Below are 19,549 nucleotides of genomic sequence, written 5' to 3'. Positions count from 1 at the left end.
GAGGAGTTGGCAATTTTGGAATACATCATGTTACTTTTCATCGGATTAATCGCTGGGACCGTTGGGAGCCTAGTAGGGCTTGGGGGCGGAATTATTATCGTTCCGTTATTAATTGGATTACACAGTTTATCACCACAACTCGCAGTAGGAACTTCTATGGTAACAGTCGTTTTTACAGGACTGGCTTCTACCCTTACGTATATGAAGCATAAACGGGTGGATTATAAAAGTGGACTTATTTTATTTATCGGGAGTGGCCCTGGTGGTATTATCGGATCATGGGCAAATAAATTTTTAAACCAAGATACATTTTCTTTATATTTTGGGATTTTCCTTATTTTCGTATCCATTCTTCTTATGCTACGAGACAAATTAAAACCTCTTTCCTTATCAAATATGTCTGTCATTAAGCGGTCTTTTACAGATAACAAAGGAAATACTGTACACTATCAATTCCCACCGTTTCTTGCTATCTTTATCGCCTTTATAGTTGGGTTTATATCTGGATTATTTGGAATTGGTGGCGGTGCCTTACTTGTTCCAGCGATGATGCTTCTTTTTGCATTCCCAGCACACATTGCTGTGGCAACTTCGATGTTTATCGTATTTTTATCAGCAATTGTAAGTTCTGCAACTCACATCTCTCTTGGAAATGTTAGCTGGACTTATGCATTAATTCTTATTCCTGGTGCATGGATTGGCGGAAAAATCGGGGCTTATATTAATACAAAATTAAGCGGTAATGCCGTAATTAATTTATTACGTATCACATTAATAATTCTTGGAACTAGATTAATCATTACTTCACTTTTATAACGCGTTCTTTCTAGAATGCGTTTTTTTATACACATGAATATAAAAAAGCTCCTAAGAGAACAAATAAAACTAAACAAACACTTAATAGCATAAAATTTGAAATATGTACCTTCTTCAAGTTGATCACTCCTATAGCTGCGACTGTTATCTTTATGATAGCGAAAAAACAGTTCGCATGCAGTTACAAAGTGCTAACAATGCAAAATCATTTATTACAAATTTTATCCTTTTATTTCATTTCCTTGTATAATCTATCGATTCAATAAAAAAAGATGTCATATTGACATCTTTTTAGTGAAGAAGTGACCATCCCATAAAGTCTTCATGTACTTGGCACGCCCTCTTATCGTTTCGATCATATAATTCAGCATAACTATCTGTTTCTTCATCATAGGCCATCGTATAAATAATTTGACCGTCTATTTCAACGGATAGAACGACTCCACCTTTCATCTCTTCTACATGAATGATAGCATTCGCTGGTATTCTCACATCCGTCATCTTCATCGCATCTAACAATATACTAAACCCCCTACAGCGTATTCATTGCTAGTACTATTACACACTAAATAGTATACTACTGTAATAGCATACATTTCGTCAATGAAATTGCTGTTCAAATAGCATATTATCTTTATACATATACGCTAAAATAGAAGAAATAGAAATGTTTAAATGGGGGGCTAACATTGATTCTACACAAAGGAGATGTACTATTCCGTCAAGGCGAGGATGGTCCTTTATATTTTATAAAAACAGGTTTATTAAAAGTGGTTCGGCTAGAAGAAGACGGAACACCATTTCTATTCAACATTATCGTTCCAGGTGAAACGATACCTCACCATTCTTTAATTTCACCGAAGGAATATCACGGTACCGCTATTGCTTTAATAAAAACAGAAGTTGAACCGATTACTAGTAGCGAATGGTACGATAGACTTCAAGCAAACCCTAAATCATATGCCGACATCGCTATGCAATTACAATCGAAACTAAGAATGATGCAACAGCGGATTGACCAATTGTCAACTGTCTCTCCGAAAGAACGTCTTCATCGTTTACAAGAGTGGTTCACACTATATTTAGGTGACATTCCTATATATGAAATATTAACGCAAACTGAAATTGGTCAACTGATAGGTATACGCCGTGAAACAGTAAATCGGCTGTTAAGAGAACAAATAAAAAACGAGGTAAAATAATACCTCGTTTTTTGCTTATTCAAGCTCACCCTATTGTAAGCTTGCTGCTGGACCAAAAAATTCATAATGAATATGCTCTTGTTTCACACCTAAATCAATTAGTGCAGTATTTATATGCTTCATAAATGGCACTGGACCACAGAAATAAAATTCTGCTTCAGTTATCGGAATAATAGTTTGTAACCATTCACCTTCAATGAATCCTTCTTTATCAAAGTTTTTCATTTCCAAATCTTTTTCAGTCGGCGCAGAATAGCAAGTGTATGCTTTAACTTGTTCGTATTCATTGTCTACTGCCTTAACGTGTTCTTTCATCGCATGTGTAGTACTATTTATCGCTGCATGAACAAAATATACATTACGTTTTGAGTCTTGTTCAATTAACGTATTTAGCATACTCATCATCGGTGTAATACCTACTCCACCACTAATTAGTACAACTGGTAATGTTGAATCCATATTTAATACGAAATCTCCCGCTGGTGCACTTACTGGCAGAATATCTCCTTCCCCTACATGATCATGTAAGTAATTAGATACTTTACCACCTGGTGTATCTACACCTTCTTCTTTTTTTACACTAATACGATAATATTCTTTTCCAGGAGCATCAGATAAGCTATATTGACGATTATGTGTATATGTTTCACCTTTAATATTTATTTGAATTGTTACATATTGTCCTGGGATGAATGAAGAAACTTTCCCGCCATCTTCAGGTTTTAAATAAAATGATGTAATAACGTCACTTTCTTTCACTTTTTTAACAACTACAAAGTTTCGGAAATCTTTCCATCCACCTTCTTTATGTGCAGCCTCTTCATACATCTCTGCTTCAATGCTAATGAATGCATCAGCAATCACTCCATACGCTTCTCCCCATGCATTTAAAACTTCATCAGGTGCACCTGCGACCTCTTTAATCGCTCGTAGTAAACATGTACCCACAATCGGATAATGTTCCGCTTTAATACCTAAACTTCTATGCTTATGACCAATTTGTTTTACAACTGGAATAATTGCTTCTAAATTATCAATGTACATCGCAGCTGCATAAACAGCATTTGCTAACGCTTGTTGTTGTCTTCCCTTTTTCTGATTCGTGTGGTTGAAAATATTCAATAACTCCGGATGTTCCTCAAATAAAATTTGATAAAATCTCGTTGTAATTTCAACGCCTTTTTCTTGTAATAATGGTACTGTTGATTTTACGATTTCAATTGTTTTTGCACTTAACATTGTATCCCACTCCTCTATTTCCTTAACTGTTTTTAGTTTAACTGAATTGTATTATACACATTGTGATTTTAATCACTATTAACACGGTGTTTTTGTGAAAAATATATGAACATTGCACTTACAAAAAGAAAATAAGCCAACTAGAATGCTAGCTAGCTTATTATTTGGACTGTATTGCTTGTTCAATTCCCCTTATATATTTCCCATCTCCAAATTCTGTATACCCCCAGATATTCGTTTCACCTCTATATTTATTTACGATAATATCTAAGTCATGGTATACACGATGGGCATAAACTACATACTCAATATTTTGAAGCTCCACACCTTTTTTTACAATTTCATAACTTCTATTTACATCACGTTTGATCTTTTCATTTTTTATTTCTGTATGTATGTTTTTTAAAGATGATTCTTGTTCTTGAAACCATTTCTTTAAATGGTTCCAGTCCCCGTCTGTATAATTCTCTGCCTTACCATAATTTAAGAAATTATTATAACTTTCATGTGTCGTACGAATAAAATCAAGCACTTTTGTCTCTTCTTGTACCGCTTCTATTTGAGCTATTGTATTTACCCCAGCGGGCTTATTCGCATAATGTAATAGCACTTTCATAAGACTATAACTCGCAATGATCATCACGATTATAATGCTGAACACACTTAGCAATTTCCTCATATACAGAACTCCTTTTCTACTATGAATATTACAATAGAGTGTTTCACTTGTATCATTCGCTCGTAGAAATACAATTCCTGTTTAAATTCTTCCTATCATTTCGACACTATTTTTCTACACATTTCGCCTTGGCAAATGCTCCTGTAAAACAATATAACCTTCATAAGCTGTATAACCAAGTATAGCTATTAATCCGATATAACAAGCGAATACTGTCCATTTCGTTTTCGCATCAACTTTATAATAGTTTTCTTTTTGTACTTTTTCTTTTTCCCATTCATTTAATTGTCTTTCCGCTACTTCAAATGCCTCTCTGATGTGAATTGTATACTCGTCTTTTTCATTCTCATATGGAACATAATCTAGCGGCTCAAACTTCGGAAAAAGATGCTCTAGCACTTCCATTCTTTGAAGTTCCCCTGTTTTTAATTCTTTTTCATGCTCTCTTTGTCTTAATACATTCATCTCATGATGCATCATATATATAGTCCGATGCACAGCACCAGTTTCTTTTAGTTCCTCTTCAAGCTTAGCAACATATTCTTTCATTCCATCAATTCTATAACCTAATTCTTTAATCGGCTCATCTCTCTTTATTACTCTATATAGTTCCATACAGCCGATAATGAAAATAAATCCTCCCAAAATACTTTTAAAGTAAATTGAATAGCCTAGCAATAAAACAAGCCCTGCCCCCCAAATTTTCGTACTTACCACTGAAATAATTCGGCCACCATCTAGCGGTGAAACGGGAATTAAATTAAAGAAATTAATCATACTTCCAAGCAAAATAACAAGTGCCCAAAACGGCTCTTTTGTGATCATATAAAGTGGAATAGCTGGTAAAAATGAAAGTAATCCGAAAAGAGGCCCCATATAAGCAATATACGCTTCATCTTTTGCGTTTTTCGGCAGCTCTTTCATTCCAATAAGAGCCCCCATAAATGGAATGAAGATTGCCGGTGATGTAGGTATCCCTTTTCTTCTTGCCGCCCATAAATGACCCATTTCATGAACAAATAACAAATAAACAAGTGCTACCCCAAATTTCCAACCATATATAACTGCGTATGCACCAAGTGATAGAAACATACTAAATACAGTTGAAAACTTTGCTAATTTAAAGATTGCGAATACCCACTTTAGCTTAGATAGTAAAAATAACCCTATTGCAACAATAATTCCCCATAATCCTTTTTTATTATTTCTCATGTCCCTCTCCTTTATCTTATTGAAATGAGCTATATGCACCCATTTCAGTTTATTCTATTCTCTATTATGACACATTTTTTTCTTTTCTTAGAAATAATGTTTATATCATCCATTTTTAGACAAAAATACAAATGAAAGGAGGTAGATACAAATGAAATTACAATCTCTCATTATAGGTGCTCTCTCTTTCTTAGCCTCAACTCTTATTTTTTATACCGTTAGCTACCTATTATTATTAGATTGGTTGCCAAATCACTTATTCATCGCTCTTATTATTCTATCCGCTCTTATGATTTCATTTCTTATTACACGAAAATCCATAAATGAGCCATCTGCAAAAGCAAAGTAATAGAGAGGGGATTCTCTCCCCTCTCTATTATCATTTCCTAGGAAAGTCCATATAGACTTTCCTATTCACTTTATCTTTGTAAATCCATTTTTTCACCATACTCTTTAACAATTTGAATGATATTTTGAAAAACGCCTATTTTTTCTTTTTTATTATTTAATATTTTCAAATCATAATTTTCATAATATGTTTCTAATGCTTTTAATTGTGATAATGAAGCATCTTTCATCGGAACAGTAACATTCAATTCATACTGTTTATACCCTTCCTTTACTTTTTCACCTGAAATCATTTCACTCTCTTTTGCTCCAATTAATTTTTGAACCTTTTCCGGGAAAATCAATTGCAAATAATATTCTTGTTCCTTTGCTAACTTGTTGTAAAGTGATTGCGAAATTGTATAACGTACCTTATAATTCATTTTTTGATCCCCTGCTTTAATATGAAACGCTGTAATCTGCAAATCTTTTTTCGTTACTTCTGTTAAAGGATCAACCTGTATCTCATCTTCTTTTTGTTCTAGAATCTTTGGAAATATAGACAAAAGTTTTTCCGTATCTTTTTCGTTCAACATGTACATTGCCTTCTTATATTGTAGCCACCCTCGTCGATCTTCTCCTCTTAACCATGCATAATACGTTTCTTTTTTCCCATCTCTACTAATTTGTATTTCATATTCAGGTTCACCAAAGCTACCTGTTATTTCTTGTTTTTCCGCATTATTTATAATATCTATTACGGCCTTAACTTCTGACTCCTGTAACTTTTTCTCTTTATGTTTTTTTTGTATAACAGTTATCCCTATTGTTTCTTCCACTTCATTCACCGTCTCCTCTACTTGTTTCGTTTCTTTCTTTTGCTCAGCTTGACCACACGATGCTAATAAAATCAAACATAAAACCATTACATACTTCACTTTCAACTCAATCCCTCTTTTCTAATAAGAAATCCTTATAACCTTCATATAAGAAACAAAAACATGAGATCATATTAAATAAGCTATACTATACACTGAAGGGAGGATTTTACAATGTCCATTAATTTTCATGATGCAAATAATAAGTACACATATGCAACTAGAAATGCCCATGTTTCTTGGGAGGAAATGATAAAAAACATTACAGATATACAAAACAAACAAATAATTGACATAGGCTGCGGCGGTGGTATTTACACGAAAGAACTTGCTTTTATGGGAGCCAAAAATGTTGTTGGACTTGATTTTTCAAAAGAGATATTACAAGCCGCAAAAGAAAATTGTAGCGGCTTCCCAAACATTTCATTCATTCACGGTGATGCACATAGCATCCCATATCCTAATGAAACATTCGACATAGTTATTTCGCGCGCAGTTATTCATCATTTACAAGACATTCCTACATTTTTACGTGAAGCTTCTCGTATATTAAAGAAAAACGGTGTACTTATTTTACAAGATCGAACCATTGAAGATTGTATAATTCCAGGAAGCCCTGAACACATTCGCGGATATTTTTTCTCGGTATTTCCAAAACTCATTGAAATCGAATCAAAAAGAAGACCAAAAACTGCTACTATACAGCAAGAATTACAAAAGCATTCTCTTCACGTGTTCCCTTCGCAAACACAATGGGAAGTACGAAAAATACACGATTCTGTAGAAGCATTACTACAAGACTTATCTCCTCGAACCGGACGATCCATTCTATACGAATTAACAGATCATGAGCTTGCTCAACTTCTACATCATATCCAAATCGCATTACAAAACATCTCTCCTATTATTGAAAGAGATCGGTGGACAATTTGGAGCAGCAGGAAATTGTAAGGAAGGAAGCCTCACAAATGAATGTGAGGCTTCCTTCTTTCATAATCTAATTTTGCAACACTCTTGATATCCTCCACTTCTGGCCTGTGCACTCCCACACTTCGGACATACTAAATATCTAGACTGATTTGTCAACAAACTACCTTTTTGAAAGAGTAAAACTTCTGCTTGTTTAAACGAACGCGAATAATATAACCACATAAAACCAATTATAGCAATAATGCCAAATAATACTCCCATCGCAAGCATTTCAGTCACCTCTTTTGGTTTGTTCTTTCCAGCAAGTGGATTGTTTTATTATTCTCTGTAAATTCTATTAATACCTTCTTTACTCCTATAAATATCAACTTTCTCTACAAATTTTACATTTCTCTACAACTATTCACGCCTGTTTTACACTTCATCATTTCTTTCACAATAACAAATATCATCTTCGATATTTCCGCATATACATATATCTTTCAAAAAAACATATTGACTTTCAAAAAAAAACATGTAACAATACTGTCAGAATACTTGAACTAAAATTCATTGACGAGAACGAGTACGTTATAGGACTGTTCCCCAGAGAGTTGGCGATTTGCTGAAAGCCAACGTTCAGTGCGTAGCCGAAAATCATCTCCGAGAAGTAGAACCGAATGTTACAGTAAGTTCTTACCGGCTGTCCCCCGTTACAAGGAACACGTATCATGTTGTACGTTGCAAAGCCGTATACATATAGATTTATTTCTACATGTATAAATTAGGGTGGTATCGCGGGTAAATATAACTCGTCCCTTTCTTTAGGGGCGAGTTTTTTGTGTTCTTACAAATGAATTTTAAAAAAGGAGGAAAAAAAACAATGAACACTGTATCAAAAAAACATATTTTTTTCACAGGTCTTATGCTATTTTCTTTATTTTTTGGGGCAGGTAATTTAATTTTCCCTCCCATGCTTGGACAAAATGCAGGTGAAAACTTTTGGCCTGCAATGATTGGATTTTTACTAACAGGAGTTGGCTTACCACTACTTACTGTTATCGCAATTTCTCTATCAGGAAATGGAATGCAGCAACTTGCAAGTCATGTTCATCCATTATTCGGAATTTTCTTTACAGTAGTTGTATACATTGCCATCGGTCCATCCATGGGCATCCCACGTGTTGCAAATGTCGCTTATGAAATGGGGGTTAGTTCTTTCTTACCAGAAACAATCCGCTCTAGCAGCCTAGTGCTATTTGTATATACAATCATCTTCTTTACTATCGTATTTTGGCTGAGTTTGAATCCATCTAAACTTGTTGATCGTATTGGAAATGTATTAACACCTATTTTATTACTCTCTATTTTCTTATTGTTTGTTAAAAGCGTATTTACACCACTTGGGCAATCAGGACCAGCAATGCAAGAGTATCAAACTTCTCCAATCTTCAAAGGCTTTATGGAAGGCTACTTAACAATGGACACTATTTCAGCACTTGCATTCGGAATTATCGTTGTAAATGCCATTCGCTCTAAAGGTGTGAATGATCGTAAAACCATTGCCATTGCAACAGCAAAAGCAGGATTTATTGCCGCTACCGGACTCGTACTTGTATATGGTGCACTTGGCTGGCTCGGTGCGACTAGCGTCTCTCTCGGATACGCAAAAAATGGTGGACAGCTACTTACTGTTATCGTACAACAACTATTCGGTCCATATGGTCTTCTTCTATTGTCTCTTATCGTTACACTCGCTTGCTTAACGACATGCGTTGGACTCGTATCTGCATGCAGTCAATATTTCGCAACATTATTGACTACATTCTCATATAAAGCATTCGCGAGTATCATTTGCGCATTAGGGTTACTAGTTGCTAACTTAGGTTTAACAAAAATTATCGCCATCTCTGTTCCAATTCTACTTGTTGTATATCCAATTGCGATTGTACTCGTTCTCCTATCGTTACTACATAAATATTTCGGTGGTTATCGATCTGTTTATGTAGGTGCTTTATTCGGGGCAGCAGTTGTGAGCGTATTTGACGGATTAAAACAAGGCGGTATTCCAGTTTCATTTATCACACCCTATTTTGAATTTATCCCTTTATATAATGAAGGAATAGGCTGGCTAGTACCAGCATTAGCCGGAGCTCTTATCGGCCTTACTATCGCTAAGCTAAGCGGTGCGAAAAAAGTTCCCCTACTAACGGAATCCAGCGAAGCAAAAGCATCCTAAAAAAACTCCCGAAAGGGAGTTTTTTTACATTTGATAAGCAGTATGATTAAAACTGCTTATTTTATACGCTTTCGTATAATATTCAATATTTGTATCAACTGTTTCTACTTTGACAACATCATAGCAATCTTCTTGCTTTACTAAAAATAAATAATACTCTTCTGTCGCCTCAATAATTGCAATTTTATCTGTTTCAACATTATATTGTTCACAAAGCGCTTGTAATGCGTTCACATAGTCCCCTAATTTTTTAGACTTATCCATTCCGAATATAGTTTGAACTAACATATACATTCTCCCCTCTGTATGTACTGTTAACAACTTGATGATAACGCTTACATTATTTATCGTCAATAAAAAGATGCAACGATTTTACTGCCAAATCCAAATTGATGCAAGCTAATAATCAGCGAGGAATCTCCCCCGCTGATTAAAATTTCACTTTCCCCCGCATTAACGGGCAGTAAGACTCCCCCCTCAAAATTCAGCGAATACGAGGAAGGTAAGCGGGAGATAACTGCCCGTAAAAGCCCGATTGGTGAAGGCCAATAATCAGTAGGAATAACCCCCACTGATTAAAGTTTCACTTTATCATTTCGTTAATTGATGTCTAAATGCATAAATAACCGCCTGTGTACGATCACTTACATTTAGCTTATTTAATATGTTACTCACATGTGTCTTTACTGTTTTGAGGGCAATAAATAACTCATCTGCAATCTCTTGATTACTTTTCCCCTCTGCAATTAATAACAAAATTTCAGACTCTCTTTCTGTTAACTCCTCATGTAAAGGTTGTTCTTTTTTCTGGCGCATACGAGACATCATTTTGCCAGTAACTTTCGGCTCTAATACCGTTTCTCCATCATAAGTAGCTCTTACAGCGTCTGCAATATCACTTGCTCGGGATGTTTTTAATAAATAACTTGTCGCTCCTGCCTCGATAACAGGATATAGCTTTTCATCATCTAAAAAGCTCGTTACAACTACAATTTTCGCTTCTGGCCATTCTTGAATAATAGCACGTGTCGCTTCAACCCCGTCCATTTCATCCATAACAAGATCCATTAAAATAATATCTGGTCTTAATTGCAACGCTAGCTCTGAACCTTTTCTTCCATTTTCAGCTTCACCAACTACTTCAATATCTGGCTGCGTTGATAAATATGCTGATACTCCCATTCGAACCATTTCATGATCATCAACTAGTAATACTTTTATCATGATTCTCCCCCTTTCTCAATCATAATTGGCACTTTCACTTCAATTTGCGTACCTTTTGCCGGAAAGCTAAGTACTTTTAATGTTCCACCAATTTCATGAACACGCTCTTGCATTGATCGTAAACCGTATGAACCCGCTTTATTCACTCCCACTTCAAAGCCAACACCGTCATCAATAATTTTTAAAATCGCATATTGATCTATTTTACGAAGACGTACTTCCGTTTTCTTTGCCTTCGCATGTCGTAACGTGTTTGATAGAGCTTCTTGTACAATACGGAATAAATGATCTTCTACACCTTTTTTTAATTCAATTGGCTCAATTAACCATTCAATTTTCATATGTTGCTTTCTAGACAGTTCTGTTAATAATTCTTCTATACCCTCTGTTAACTTCTTACCTTCTAACTGTACTGGGCGTAGATGTAAGAGCAATGCTCTCATTTCTGATTGTGCATTTACGACCATATTTTCAACAAGTTGTAATTGTTTTTTTGTCGTGTCTGGAATTTCAGCTACTTGTTCATTAATGGCTGACATCATCATCGACATTGCAAAAAGCTGCTGACTTACTGAATCATGCAGTTCCCTTGCTAATCTATGCCTTTCTTGAGAAATCGCCTCTTGCCTCATCTCTTCATTCCAATGGGCTCGTTCATTCGTTACTTTTTGAAATAATCCCGCTTGCTCCTCTAATCGACGAGCAAGGCCGATTACTTTTCGTTCCACTTCATGGAATTCATCATCCGCAGTAAATGAAACATCGTTCGGAAAATTCCCTCGTTCTACTTCAAATAGAAACGTATTTAATCCTTGTATACGCTGCTCAATATAATAGCCGATTGCATATCCTATAATCCCCCCGATAAGGAGACTTGTGCTCATAATAAACAAGCCAATTGGAACAGAAGCGATGGATTCTTCCCATAATAAATCATAAACTTGTTGCTCGCTTTTCCATACGTACACAATTGTACAAATAAGTGCGATACTCACTGAGGATAACATCGAATAACGAATATACATCCACGAAATATTTTTTTGTTTTTTCATTATACTTTCCTCACTTCCGTATCACCTACTACAAGTGAAGAAATGATTTTTATACGACGAGGAGCTTCTTTATACTGTTCTGTTCTAAATGTAACATTACGATTAAAACCTGTTTCTTCATGCCCTGGCAGGAGTACTCGCCCAACAATTACAGAATGATTTAAAGACAATTCAATATCATACGGTACATATAAACGAATGTTACCAACGACACCTCGAATAACAATTACCGTTTCCCCCTCCGGAATCATAGCAGTTGTTAAATCAATCTCGACATCACAGGCACCATATTGGACATTAATATCTTCAAGTTCATAAATATGATCCATCATTCGTACATTACCTACGAACATATTTTTTATATACGGTTCTGTACGATATATTTGTTTTTCTTCATCTATATATCCCTTTTCTTTAATTTCAACTTTCATTACTTTTTGCTGATGTCCTTGTTGAATCAGTTGATAACCAATTAAAGCTAAACAAGCAAATACGACAAGTACAAACGCTGCTGATGAAAATAAGAAGAATAAGAATACTATACCACCGACAAATAAAAATACATTCCCTCTTACGTAACGATTCTTCTTTCGATAATGTCTTCCAAACATAAGCATAATAAATGCAAAAATTAGACCACCTGGTTCAAAATGTCCAAGTATCATATCAAGAAATAGACCGAATCCAAATATGATGAGGAGCATCCCCATTAATTGTGTTTTTGAAAAGCGCTTCTTCATTTCAGCTCCCCCCTCCTTGTCACATATACATAGAAGAAAAGGCATTGCTTTCCAACACCTTTTCTCCTATCACTATATCATAAGCCTGTTTTATAATATACTACAATTATTTTGTTACTTCTTTCGTTAACGATACTTCATTTTTCTCTTTCATTTCACGCTCAAGCTTTGCAATTTTCATATCAAATGTATCACGCTCATGCTCTTCATTTATACGAAGCTCTATGTCACGAATGTGATCTTCAATTTCTTCGAATCGTAAGAACGGATTATTTTCATCCATTTTATGAATAGCAGTATTCATACGGCGGTTTGCATGCGCCATATTTTCACGAGCCATTAATTCCATACGCTTTGCGTTCATTTCTTTTAATTTATTTTTCATTTCTGAAAGACGACGCTCTAACTCATCAATTTGCTCTACAACACCAGCATACATTTCTTCTAAGCGAGTTACTTGCCCTTCATAATACGCCACTTCTTCTAATGCACGTTCATGCAGTTGTAATTCGCCTGCTTCTTGAGCAATGATAGCTTGCTTTGATCTTTTGTTAACAAAATAGCGTGCTTGCTCAAGCTCACGAGCGAAGTTAGATTTTAATGTTTTATGACGCTGAATTAACTTCTCAATTTTTGTTATTTCACGCTCACTATCGCGTAAATATTGGTTTAACATTGCAATTGGATTTTTTCTTTCTTTCTCATCTAACACATTATGAAAATCAGCTAAAATTGCATCGCGTACACGTCCGAATAAAGATTGTTTCATTATAAATCTTCCTCTCTTCTACTTTATTTATAATTTATTGTTTTATTGGTTTATTGTTTTAGTTTTTCATTAATTTGTTCCACTCATCTTCAAAGTTGCTATATGGTTTAGAACTTTCTGAAGCTGAATCAACAACTACATCTTTTTCTTTTTTCCATTCACGGTATCCGTAGTACAAAACTACCAATGCAGCGATACCAATTAATGCTGGTGAATGAGAAAGTGCAATGGATAAACCGATTAAACCAACAATGCCCCAAGCTAGCTTTCCAAAAAATGATTTAGCTCGCACAAATGATTTATAGCTCCAGTACACAACTCCTGCTCCGATTGCGAATCCTACAATACCAGCAAGACTACCAAGAGCAATTAAAGCCAAAATACCGGCCGCGATAAACGCTAGAAATTGTTTCATCTTGTGCTTGCCTCCCTTCGATTTGATACTCTTATCTTAACTATTTTTTCATTTTTCCATAACGAGCTTAAGAACCGTTTTCAACTCAGACTTAAGACCGAGATACATTCAGCCTTCTGTAAAAAACATAAGGTAGAATAGGATGATTCACTCTTTTACCACACATAAAAAAACCGTGCAGAGAATATTCTCTGCACGGTTTCAATTACTAAAGTTATCATTCATATTAAATTATGCTGTTTTATGATACTCTTTTTTCTCCGCCACTTTCGAAAACTTCGGAAATCCAATCAAAATCGAAACAATTCCACATACCCCAACTAAAATTGGATAAAATGCATACGGTAACAGTTCAATCGGAGATAAAGCAGCAAACCCTGCCGCAGTTAACATTTGAGCACCATACGGAATTAATCCTTGCACACAACATGAGAAAAGGTCTAATACACTTGCTGATTTACGGGGATCAATTTCATATTGATCTGCAATGTTTTTCGCAAGCGGGCCTGTAAAGATAATTGAAATCGTATTATTCGCTGTACACATATTCGTCATACTCACTAAACCAGCAATACCGAACTCTGCGCCTTTTTTCGAACGAATATTACGCGTTAAAAGATTCATTAAATATTGAATCCCACCATTATATTGAATTAGTTCAACCATACCTCCGATTAAAATAGCAAGTAATACTAACTCCATCATACCGCCCATTCCAGTCGTTACACTTTTAAAGAAACTCTCCAACGTGTAACTTCCATCTATAAGACCGATAGCGCCAGATAATACAGTTCCACCAGTTAACACAATAAGTACATTCCAGCCAAGTAGCGCGGTAATAAGTACTCCTGCATACGGTAAAATCTTTATCCAATCAAAACTATGAGCTTTAACCTGCGTATCACTTCCTGAAGTAATTATTACTAATAGTACAATTGTAATAATAGCAGCTGGCAATACAATTAAAAAGTTCGTTTTAAACTTATCTTTCATTTCTGTTCCTTGCGAACGAACAGCTGCGATTGTTGTATCTGAAATAAATGATAAATTATCACCAAACATCGCTCCACCAACAACAGTAGCCATCGTAAGTGCAATTGAGATATCTGTTTGTCCACTAATACCTACAGCAATCGGTGCTAACGCTGCAATTGTTCCCATTGAAGTTCCCATCGCTAATGAAATAAATGCACCTATAACAAAAATTCCAGCTACGATAAATCCTGGTGGCAAAATAGTTAACGCTAAATTAACAGTTGAGTCTACTCCGCCCATTCCTTTTGCTGTTTCAGAAAATGCACCTGCAAGTACAAAAATTAATACCATAATCATAATATCCGGATTTCCTGCACCTTTAGCGAATCTTTCTACTTTCACATTAAAACTTTCTTTACGATTCATCACCAAAGCAATTCCTACAGCAATTGAAATCGCTACAAGTATCGGCAATTTATAGAAATCACCCGTAATAATTCCAGAACCAATAAATAGCGCTAAAAATATCCCAAGTGGTAATAAAGCTAAACCATTTCCTCTCGTTTCTTTCAAAGTACCATCTCTCCCTAGTTTCAACCTTTTTTCTAATGAATAACAAAAGACCTCTTCCAACGAGAAGAGGTCTTATACATCTATAAGGAACGCTCTTCTCATCTTTCAAGCACATGCTTGCTGGATTTGGCACAGCACTCTAAAATCGAGTCCGCTGCCGAGGCATCGTAGGGCCAGTCCCTCCGCCTCTCTTTATAAGAAGGTTTCATATTTATTTTTTAATAATAATTTCTTCCCTAACTTTACTCGCTTACAAAACAAAAGTCAATTATTTTTTGTATAGATTTTTTTGGTAATTATACAAAAATATGAATACACCAATCATTTTAACTTTTCGATTTCTTTATCTAATATTGAAATCCAATAAAATTCACTATTGTTTATCGCTTCCATGATCCATTTCGTTGTTTGCCAGGCTAATTCATATTCTTCCTTTGTAACATCACTATTTTTATAAGCGTCCTCTAACTCATCTTCATCCAATACATACATCTTACCATTCGGCAATAGCACTACATCTAAATATAAATCATCAAAATACGGTAAACCCCGGTCGTCTATTTCGTATTCTTTCGTCACATCAATATAATATTGTACTAAATTCCCCTTATTATCTAACATAGCTGTAATCGCAAAGTTTTTCCCTTTTATGAAATACTGAATCCACGTATACTCATTACCTGCGATACAAATTTCTTTACCATCATATTCTTTATAACTAGGTTCTCTCACCTTTTTTATGTCCAGTATTCCTAGCATGCCCTCTTCTACCTGCTTAACCATATAATCCTTCTCTATTAGTCGCTTCCACGAAGAACCGTCACCATATTTACGTTTCATTACGCCCGCTCCTCTTCTATATATAGAAAAGCTCCCACATATATTATGTGAGAGCTTGTTCATATTATAATTAAGCTGCTTGACCCTTTTCAGATATCTCTTTTAAATAGGCTTGTCCTTTTTCAGCGTCATATTGACCTTCCCACTTAGACATAACTACAGCTGCTAAAGAGTTACCTACAACGTTAACTGCTGTACGAGCCATATCTAGAATACGGTCAATACCTGCAATAAAGGCTAAACCTTCTGCTGGAATACCTACTGTACCAAGCGTTGCTAATAATACAACGAATGATACGCCCGGTACACCTGCGATACCTTTTGATGTAACCATTAATACAAGTAATAATGTAATTTGTTGAGAAATAGATAAATCAATACCGTACATTTGTGCTAAGAAAATAGCCGCAATTGCTTGATATAAAGTTGATCCATCTAAGTTAAATGAATAACCTGTCGGAATAACGAAAGATGTAATTGCTTTCGGACAACCGAACTTTTCCATTTTCTCCATGATTTTCGGTAAAACTGTTTCTGAACTTGCTGTAGAATACGCTAAGATCAGCTCGTCTTTTAAAATCTTAAAGAATTGGAAAATGTTAATTCCAAATATTTTCGCTGTAAGTCCTAAGACAACTACAACGAAGAAGATCATCGCTCCGTATACTACAATTAGTAATTTCCCTAACGGAATTAATGAAGCTAAACCGAATGTAGAAACTGTAACACCAATTAATGCGAATACACCAAATGGTGCAAACTTCATAACTTGGTTCGTTACGTAAAACATTGCGTCTGCTACACCTTGGAAAAATTGTAGAACTGGTTTACCACGTTCACCAATTGCTGCTACACCTAAACCAAATAATACAGAGAAGAAAATAATAGCAAGCATATCACCATCAGCTAATGATTTCATAATGTTCGTCGGAACAATATTTACAAACGTATCCGCAAACGAATGACTTTGTACTTGCTCTGTCGTATGTGTATATTTAGAAATATCTGTTTTTGTTAACTTATCCATATCAACGCCTTTTCCAGGTTGGAAAATGTTCGCTATTAATAGACCCACTACAATTGCAAGTGTTGTAATAATTTCAAAGTAAATAATTGTTTTTCCGCCTAGTCGACCTAACTTCTTAACATCGCCAACACCAGCAACCCCAACAACAATACTTGCTACAACAATCGGTACAACGATCATTTTAATTAATCGGATGAAAACATCACCAATTGGTTGTAAGTACTTCGCAACTGCTGGATTATCAAAGAAAATCGCACCAACTGCAATACCTAACGCAAGACCTATTAATATTTGCCATGCAAGTCCTATTCTTTTCATATTTGTTGTAACCCCCTCTTCGATGTATCACTCTATCCCTCATTCTATCTCTATAAAACTAAGAAATTAAGAGTATTATATATTATTCGACAATTCACTACATTTTGTCCCTGTTAAAAATCATAAATCAAAAAATTAAATCTGACAACAAAATAACTTTTCCCGAACGCAAATAATTTTCTTGACAAAAATAAAACCCATGTCAGAAAACCTAACATGAGAACGATTCCTTACTAGTGTTTAATTGACTCCCTACATAATTTTTCGCTATATACAACAATTCTGTTTATTCCTTTATTTTATAAAAATACCTAAATATACCTTTATTTCGTATGTAATAAAATATAACTTTCATGACAATTACTGTTGAAAAATGATAAATTCCGACAAAACTTAGCAATTTTATAAAATTTTCTTTACATTATGATTACAACGATAGACACACTTCTTCTTATGATATATAACATTCATAGGGAAAGGAGCCAGACAACCATGAAAAAGAAATTTGCAGCGTTTAGTGTTTTAGCAGCAGGAACGATTTTTGCTTCCCCATTACTTTCACCCGTATACGCTGAAACAAATCAAGATAAATTATCTAATATACAATCAGAATTAGACGGCAAACAAAATGACTTACAAAATAAATCAGCTGAGAAAGAACAAATAGAAAAAGAAATTCAAGAATTACAGAAAAAAATCGACGAATTAACTACTTCTATTAATAAAAACGAGGCTGAATTAAACGATACAAAAAAAGAAATTAGCAAAACACAACAAGTAATTGCTGACAAAAAGAAACATATAGAACAATTACAAACAAACATAGATACGCGTCAGGAAGTTATTAAACAACGATTACAATCTATGCAAGAAAAACCACGTACAAACATCATTACAGAGGTATTAACAAACTCTGCAAACATTGCTGACCTTATTGATAATATGTACTCCGTCAGTTTAATTTTAAACAATGATACAGATATTGTGAAAAAACAAACAACTGATCAAAATGCTGTGGCGACAGAAAAAGAGGCTGTTGAGAAAAAAGAACAACAACTAAAAGAGGCCGAACAAAAATTAATCCAAAAACAACAAGAGCTACAAACAAACCAGCAACAGCAACAATCATTTATTAATGATCTACATACGAAAGTAGCAAAAGTAGATTCAGAGATTGAAGGACTAGAAGAATCAAAAGGCATTTTAGAAAATCAGCGTCAAGCTGTTCAAAAAGCAATTGAAGAAGAAAAACGTGCAGAAGAGGCTCGTAAAGCCGAGGAAGCCCGCAAGGCAGAAGAAGCTAAACAAGCTACTACATCTGCTCAAAAAGCTCAAGCAGCTTCACCGCCACACGATACAAATACTGGCGGCTTTATTAAACCAGCAGCTGGATCAAAAACTTCTGGGTTTGGTACACGTTCTTTAGATAACCATAAAGGTATCGATATTGCCGCTTCAGGAACGGTTCCAATTATTGCTGCTGCAGATGGTGTAGTTATCCGCTCGGAATTCTCATCTAGTTACGGAAATGTTGTGTACTTATCTCACCGTATAAACGGAAAGACATACACGACAGTATATGCACATATGAGTAGCCGTTCTGTATCAAATGGACAAACTGTAAAACAAGGCACTCAACTTGGATTCATGGGGAATACTGGCCAATCATACGGGCAACATTTACACTTCGAACTTCACCTTGGAGAATGGAATGTCGGCAAGACAAACGCAGTTGATCCATCTTCATATATCGGATTATAAAAAACTCGGTGCATACCGAGTTTTTTCTTTACACTTCACACACTATAGGCATTCTACATAGACTATAACTAAATGTCTATCGTTTACGGGGTGATCAAAGATGGATACACAATTACAACAAAAAATAGAAGAAGCTAGAGAAACGTATATTGGCCGGTTATTTACATTTGGCGGCTCAGCATTGTTTTTAATCGGTTCTTTCATCGCAGTTGTCACAGCTTATAAAGCATATAATCGCTTATTAAATACTTCTACAACATAATAAAAAGACGGAGAATGATATTATCCCCTTTAGGTAGACAGTGTGAAAAAGACCATGTATACACATGGATGTTACACTATTACTTGGAGGGG

General features: G+C 35.1%; 22 protein-coding genes, 1 riboswitch and 1 other annotated feature. Of the genes, 7 read left to right on the top strand and 15 right to left on the bottom strand.

The genetic code is table 11. The features are described from left to right. The first annotated feature begins 15 nt into the window (after positions 1 to 15). Complete coding sequence (locus tag JDS92_RS07065) at positions 16 to 816, top strand: sulfite exporter TauE/SafE family protein (RefSeq protein WP_000455752.1); 801 nt, start codon at positions 16 to 18, stop codon at positions 814 to 816. A gap of 291 nt (positions 817 to 1,107) precedes the next feature. Here JDS92_RS07065 and JDS92_RS07060 read toward each other — a convergent pair whose 3' ends face one another. Further along, positions 1,108 to 1,335, bottom strand: coding sequence for a hypothetical protein (locus JDS92_RS07060; RefSeq protein WP_000883006.1), 228 nt, complete (start codon positions 1,333 to 1,335; stop codon positions 1,108 to 1,110). 170 nt (positions 1,336 to 1,505) lie between these two features. Between JDS92_RS07060 and JDS92_RS07055 the strand changes: the two genes are divergently transcribed. Further along, positions 1,506 to 2,018, top strand: coding sequence for a Crp/Fnr family transcriptional regulator (locus JDS92_RS07055; protein ID WP_000600584.1), 513 nt, complete (start codon positions 1,506 to 1,508; stop codon positions 2,016 to 2,018). Between the two features lie 30 nt (positions 2,019 to 2,048). On the opposite strand, the gene hmpA is transcribed toward JDS92_RS07055, so the two are convergent. The 3 genes from hmpA to JDS92_RS07040 all read right to left on the bottom strand — a co-directional run bounded on the left by hmpA (position 2,049) and on the right by JDS92_RS07040 (position 5,148). Continuing rightward, entirely contained in the window at positions 2,049 to 3,257 is a 1,209-nt protein-coding gene (gene hmpA / locus JDS92_RS07050; protein WP_199631730.1) for an NO-inducible flavohemoprotein, read from the bottom strand. Positions 3,258 to 3,417: 160 nt separating this feature from the next. Then, on the bottom strand, positions 3,418 to 3,936 hold the full coding sequence (locus JDS92_RS07045) for a hypothetical protein (protein WP_001228786.1): 519 nt from the start codon (positions 3,934 to 3,936) through the stop codon (positions 3,418 to 3,420). A 114-nt stretch (positions 3,937 to 4,050) separates the two neighbouring features. Further along, the gene (locus tag JDS92_RS07040; protein ID WP_199631729.1) at positions 4,051 to 5,148 is read right to left on the bottom strand and encodes a site-2 protease family protein; all 1,098 of its coding nucleotides are present in this window, start codon (positions 5,146 to 5,148) and stop codon (positions 4,051 to 4,053) included. A 151-nt stretch (positions 5,149 to 5,299) separates the two neighbouring features. Between JDS92_RS07040 and JDS92_RS07035 the strand changes: the two genes are divergently transcribed. Further along, entirely contained in the window at positions 5,300 to 5,497 is a 198-nt protein-coding gene (locus tag JDS92_RS07035) for a hypothetical protein (protein WP_000776283.1), read from the top strand. Between the two features lie 70 nt (positions 5,498 to 5,567). On the opposite strand, the gene JDS92_RS07030 is transcribed toward JDS92_RS07035, so the two are convergent. Continuing rightward, complete coding sequence (locus tag JDS92_RS07030; protein ID WP_106080499.1) at positions 5,568 to 6,419, bottom strand: YhfM domain-containing protein; 852 nt, start codon at positions 6,417 to 6,419, stop codon at positions 5,568 to 5,570. Positions 6,420 to 6,527: 108 nt separating this feature from the next. Here JDS92_RS07030 and JDS92_RS07025 point away from each other — a divergent pair, with 108 nt between their 5' ends. Then, complete coding sequence (locus JDS92_RS07025; protein WP_199631728.1) at positions 6,528 to 7,304, top strand: class I SAM-dependent methyltransferase; 777 nt, start codon at positions 6,528 to 6,530, stop codon at positions 7,302 to 7,304. Positions 7,305 to 7,343: 39 nt separating this feature from the next. Here JDS92_RS07025 and JDS92_RS07020 read toward each other — a convergent pair whose 3' ends face one another. Then, positions 7,344 to 7,553, bottom strand: a complete 210-nt coding sequence (locus tag JDS92_RS07020; RefSeq protein ID WP_000880630.1) for a hypothetical protein — start codon at positions 7,551 to 7,553, stop codon at positions 7,344 to 7,346. Positions 7,554 to 7,826: 273 nt separating this feature from the next. Further along, positions 7,827 to 8,085, top strand: a binding site (T-box leader). 60 nt (positions 8,086 to 8,145) lie between these two features. On the opposite strand from JDS92_RS07020, the gene brnQ3 reads away from it, so the two are divergent. Beyond that, positions 8,146 to 9,501: a branched-chain amino acid transport system II carrier protein BrnQ3 gene (gene brnQ3 / locus JDS92_RS07015; RefSeq protein ID WP_097957626.1), complete on the top strand. Its 1,356-nt coding sequence runs from the start codon at positions 8,146 to 8,148 to the stop codon at positions 9,499 to 9,501. Positions 9,502 to 9,525: 24 nt separating this feature from the next. Here brnQ3 and JDS92_RS07010 read toward each other — a convergent pair whose 3' ends face one another. The 9 genes from JDS92_RS07010 to gltP all read right to left on the bottom strand — a co-directional run bounded on the left by JDS92_RS07010 (position 9,526) and on the right by gltP (position 17,434). Beyond that, the gene (locus JDS92_RS07010; protein WP_131202359.1) at positions 9,526 to 9,864 is read right to left on the bottom strand and encodes a DUF3922 domain-containing protein; all 339 of its coding nucleotides are present in this window, start codon (positions 9,862 to 9,864) and stop codon (positions 9,526 to 9,528) included. A 228-nt stretch (positions 9,865 to 10,092) separates the two neighbouring features. Further along, positions 10,093 to 10,725: a response regulator gene (locus JDS92_RS07005; RefSeq protein WP_000598709.1), complete on the bottom strand. Its 633-nt coding sequence runs from the start codon at positions 10,723 to 10,725 to the stop codon at positions 10,093 to 10,095. Beyond that, positions 10,722 to 11,777: a sensor histidine kinase gene (locus JDS92_RS07000; protein ID WP_000744314.1), complete on the bottom strand. Its 1,056-nt coding sequence runs from the start codon at positions 11,775 to 11,777 to the stop codon at positions 10,722 to 10,724. Before JDS92_RS07000 ends, JDS92_RS07005 begins: the two co-directional genes overlap by 4 nt. Continuing rightward, positions 11,777 to 12,517 carry a cell wall-active antibiotics response protein LiaF gene (gene liaF, locus JDS92_RS06995; RefSeq protein WP_000745642.1) on the bottom strand — a complete coding sequence of 247 codons (741 nt, stop codon included), beginning with the start codon at positions 12,515 to 12,517 and terminating at the stop codon, positions 11,777 to 11,779. The genes JDS92_RS07000 and liaF overlap by 1 nt, the downstream gene beginning before the upstream one ends. Positions 12,518 to 12,623: 106 nt before the next feature. Then, positions 12,624 to 13,286: a PspA/IM30 family protein gene (locus JDS92_RS06990; RefSeq protein ID WP_000814140.1), complete on the bottom strand. Its 663-nt coding sequence runs from the start codon at positions 13,284 to 13,286 to the stop codon at positions 12,624 to 12,626. Between the two features lie 58 nt (positions 13,287 to 13,344). Beyond that, a complete protein-coding gene (locus JDS92_RS06985) occupies positions 13,345 to 13,701 on the bottom strand; it encodes a lmo0954 family membrane protein (RefSeq protein WP_000808637.1) in 357 nt (118 codons plus the stop codon). A 231-nt stretch (positions 13,702 to 13,932) separates the two neighbouring features. Then, positions 13,933 to 15,249 (bottom strand): Na+/H+ antiporter NhaC family protein, encoded by a 1,317-nt coding sequence (locus tag JDS92_RS06980; RefSeq protein WP_000665472.1) that lies wholly within the window; start codon positions 15,247 to 15,249, stop codon positions 13,933 to 13,935. A gap of 95 nt (positions 15,250 to 15,344) precedes the next feature. After that, a riboswitch (SAM riboswitch) is annotated at positions 15,345 to 15,450 on the bottom strand. A 120-nt stretch (positions 15,451 to 15,570) separates the two neighbouring features. Continuing rightward, positions 15,571 to 16,089: a ribonuclease FAU-1 family protein gene (locus tag JDS92_RS06975; protein WP_000824636.1), complete on the bottom strand. Its 519-nt coding sequence runs from the start codon at positions 16,087 to 16,089 to the stop codon at positions 15,571 to 15,573. Positions 16,090 to 16,159: 70 nt separating this feature from the next. Continuing rightward, positions 16,160 to 17,434, bottom strand: coding sequence for a glutamate/aspartate:proton symporter GltP (gltP, locus tag JDS92_RS06970; protein WP_000821124.1), 1,275 nt, complete (start codon positions 17,432 to 17,434; stop codon positions 16,160 to 16,162). Positions 17,435 to 17,926: 492 nt separating this feature from the next. Here gltP and JDS92_RS06965 point away from each other — a divergent pair, with 492 nt between their 5' ends. Next, on the top strand, positions 17,927 to 19,195 hold the full coding sequence (locus tag JDS92_RS06965) for a murein hydrolase activator EnvC family protein (RefSeq protein ID WP_000726074.1): 1,269 nt from the start codon (positions 17,927 to 17,929) through the stop codon (positions 19,193 to 19,195). Between the two features lie 100 nt (positions 19,196 to 19,295). Beyond that, a complete protein-coding gene (locus tag JDS92_RS06960) occupies positions 19,296 to 19,457 on the top strand; it encodes a hypothetical protein (protein ID WP_000380942.1) in 162 nt (53 codons plus the stop codon). Positions 19,458 to 19,549 lie beyond the last annotated feature (92 nt).

Origin of the sequence: Bacillus cereus group sp. N12 (assembly GCF_016483575.1) — a bacterium.
Classification (GTDB): domain Bacteria; phylum Bacillota; class Bacilli; order Bacillales; family Bacillaceae_G; genus Bacillus_A; species Bacillus_A toyonensis.
This window is presented reverse-complemented; position numbering and strand designations above follow the sequence as displayed.